1 protein-coding gene and 1 pseudogene are annotated in these 3,174 nt (G+C 69.5%); one reads left to right on the forward strand and one right to left on the reverse strand.

Going from position 1 to position 3,174, the window contains the following annotated elements:
- The first annotated feature begins 1,055 nt into the window (after window positions 1–1,055).
- Entirely contained in the window at window positions 1,056–1,922 is an 867-nt protein-coding gene (locus tag NBZ85_RS29435) for a Sco1979 family transcriptional regulator (protein WP_261560517.1), read from the forward strand.
- Here NBZ85_RS29435 and NBZ85_RS29440 read toward each other — a convergent pair.
- Window positions 1,909–3,174: pseudogene (locus tag NBZ85_RS29440) on the reverse strand (histidine kinase); the annotation flags it as partial. The gene NBZ85_RS29435 and the pseudogene NBZ85_RS29440 sit on opposite strands and share 14 nt — an antisense overlap.

The raw sequence follows: 3,174 nt of genomic DNA on the forward strand, positions 1-3,174 counted from the left end.
ACGCATCGGTCCCGCAGGCGGCCGCCTCCCCCGGCAGCGCTAGCACTCCTGGTCCAGGGCCGGCAGAGATGACCCGAAAGAGTGAGCAAATCACACCAATTAATTCCCAAAGTGATGAATTGCGCAACCGGACGTCGACTCCGCAACGGTGCATCAAGGGATGTAGCCGACATAGAGGTCGCTGACTTGCGGGAATGACACGCAAGCGCGGCAGGGCACCGGGACGTCCGCGGCGAGGGACGTCGATCGGGGGGGAGCCCGCTGGTGTAAAAGTTCATAGCCCCGACAGGTCGGACATCGGGACGCGGCCGGCGACGGCCGAGTCCCGGGGCCGCGCGAACGCACAGGGGAGCAACGCAATGGGAACCCATCGTCGGACCACCAGGGAGGCCATCGCACCACGCAAAGCCTCACCGGTCGCACCTGCGCTCCACCATCTCGGTGCCGGAACATCTCCGGCCGCCGCTGGGGTGGGAACCTCGTCGACCACCACCGGTGGGCGATGCGAGCACCACGACCGGGCCGTCGACATCGGCGGAATTCACCCGAGTGGGGAGTCGGCCGTCCTACCTGGCCCCGCGGTCGGGTGGAATCAGACGACAGGCAACCCTGCCAGCACCGGCGCCCCACGCCGGCGCGGAGGCGACCGGCAGCCCAGGAGCATCTGGGTGACGTCGAGTCCGAAGTGCCGGGGAACGTGGACACCACGGGCCGGGCGGGCGAGCGGGAACGCGAGAGAGTGGAGCGAGAGAGTGCGAGCGGGAGGACCGAAGGGGGTGAGGGGAATGGAAGCGGCTCGATACGGCAACTCCGGAACAGATCGGAGGGTTCGCATCACTGAGAGCTACCGTCGGTCCCCGGCCGCACCTTCGGGGGCGTCTACACCACCAGGCCAGCGGACGCCCACCGCCAGCACCCTCTGTGAGCGTGTATACAAATAACCCTCGCTGCGCTAAACAAGCAGCTGTCGCCCAGACAAGAGAACCAGCCACATATCCGGATCTAGAAGATCAGATGTCATACTCTTGCGTTGACCGATGGCGAGGGGGCCGACCGTGACGACAGCTCAGCCGGGAAGTGGGCCGACCGTGCGTCGGATCCTGCTCGGCTCTCAGCTCCGTCGACTTCGCGAGGAGAAGGGCATCAGTCGGGAGACCGCTGGATACCACATCCGCGCCTCCGAGTCGAAGATCAGCCGGATGGAGCTGGGACGAGTCAGCTTCAAAGAGCGGGATGTCGCCGACCTGCTGACCTTCTATCAGGTCACGGACGAAGCCGAGCGAGCTCCATTGCTGTCGCTCGTGCGCGAGGCGAACACCGCCGGCTGGTGGCAAAACTTCAACGACGTTCTCCCCACCTGGTTCCAGCCATACGTGGGGCTCGAGGAGTCCGCCCAGCTGATCCGCACCTACGAGCTGCAGTTCATTCCGGGCCTGCTCCAGACCGAAGACTATGCGCGAGCCATCATCACTCAGGGTAGCAGCGGGGCGCCGGTCGACGTGATCGAGCGGCGGGTGAGCGTCCGCATCAACCGACAGAAATTGCTTTACCGCAAGAACCCGCCGCGACTGTGGGTGGTCATTGACGAGGCGGCGCTGCGCCGGCCGATCGGCGGCCCGAAGGTGATGCGCGCGCAGATCGAACATCTGATCAACCTCGCGCCGTTGCAGAACCTCACCCTGCAGGTGATGCCCTTCGCCTTCGGGGGCCACGCGGCCGAGGGCGGCGCGTTCACCATCCTGCGCTTCCCGGAGATGGACCTGCCCGACGTCGTCTACCTCGAGCAGCTCACCGGCTCCACCTACCTGGACAAGCGCGAGGACGTCGACCGGTACATGGAGGTCTACAACCGGCTCAGCGTCGACAGCACGACGCCGGCGTCCACGCCCGAGGTGCTGCGGCGGATCGTCAACGAGTACTGAACCCGTGCCGCGCCGGGCCCGCCGCGGGGGCCTCCCCGGCGCGGGCCGTCGGCGCGGCGCGGGTGGACGGCGGCCAGGTGAATTCCAGGCTCAGCCACTGATCGTCCAGATCGACGCCGATTTCCACTTCGGGGGCGCCCACCTCGAGCCCGGTAGCCGGCCAGGTGTCGCCGGCACCGTCGGACCAGGGCGGCGGCACCCCGTCCGGCCAGGGCAACGCGACGAAGACGCTCCCCCCGTCCGGCGCCCATAGCACCGTGACGATCGCCCGCCCGCCCGGGGCCGCGGCGAGCACCGCGCCGACCTGGTCGGCCAATGCCACCCGCACCGGCGCCGGCGCCGAGCGCAGATCGCCGGAGAGCTGGACCTCGACGCTGATCCCCGCGTTCTCGGCGTCGGCGAGCACCGGATCCAGATCCGCCAGCGCAGATGACGGGCCGCCGCCGGTCAGCATCCGGCGGATCACGGCGGCCCGCACCGCGCAGCGACTGCGCACGGCCGCCGTCCTCGGGTCGAGCCGGCCGTCGGCGATCCCCGCCAGCAGCGGCAGCACGTCCGCTTCGACGGTGCCCAACCACTGGATGCGCTCGCGGCGGATCATCAGCAGGGCATCGATGCGCGCGGCGACCTCCGCCTCTGCCGCCAGGGTGCGCGCGGTGGTGTCGGCGGTGGCACGCAGCAGCGGGCCGAGCATGGCGGTGACGATCTGGACGCCGCACGTCCCGTAGATGCTCGAGCTCAGCCGGGCGAACACGAGCGAATTGCCCGTGTCCCGGACAAGAACCAGCCCGACCAGCAGCAGGATCGCCACCACCGTGGCGGCGATCCACTCCCGCCGCGGCCGGGAGGCGGTGATGAACGCCAGCAGCAGCGGCAGGACATACAGCGGCCAGTCGGCGATCCGAACGATGTCCGGCCCTCGGGTGTTCGCCGTGCTGACGACGGTCACAGCCAGGCTCACCGCCAGCAGTACAGCCGATTCGGCGCGCCCGAGCGGCCGGTCCCGAACCCGCCGTGCGGTCTCGGTGACCACCAGCGCGAGGGCCACCCACAGCAGCGCCGCGACCGGGCGCGCCCGCACCCAGCCGAGCGTCGCGACCAGCGGCACCAGCATGATGACCAGCCAGAGACCGGCGACCTGCCCGACGGCACGGCGCAGCCCGGCGGCGTAGGCGCTGGCGAGGTCGTCGGCGATCGCGGTAACCCCACGACGATCGGCGACGGCCCCATGGCGGTCCGCGGCAACCGCGGC

The organism is Frankia tisae (assembly GCF_025403405.1).
Lineage (GTDB): Bacteria > Actinomycetota > Actinomycetes > Frankiales > Frankiaceae > Frankia > Frankia tisai.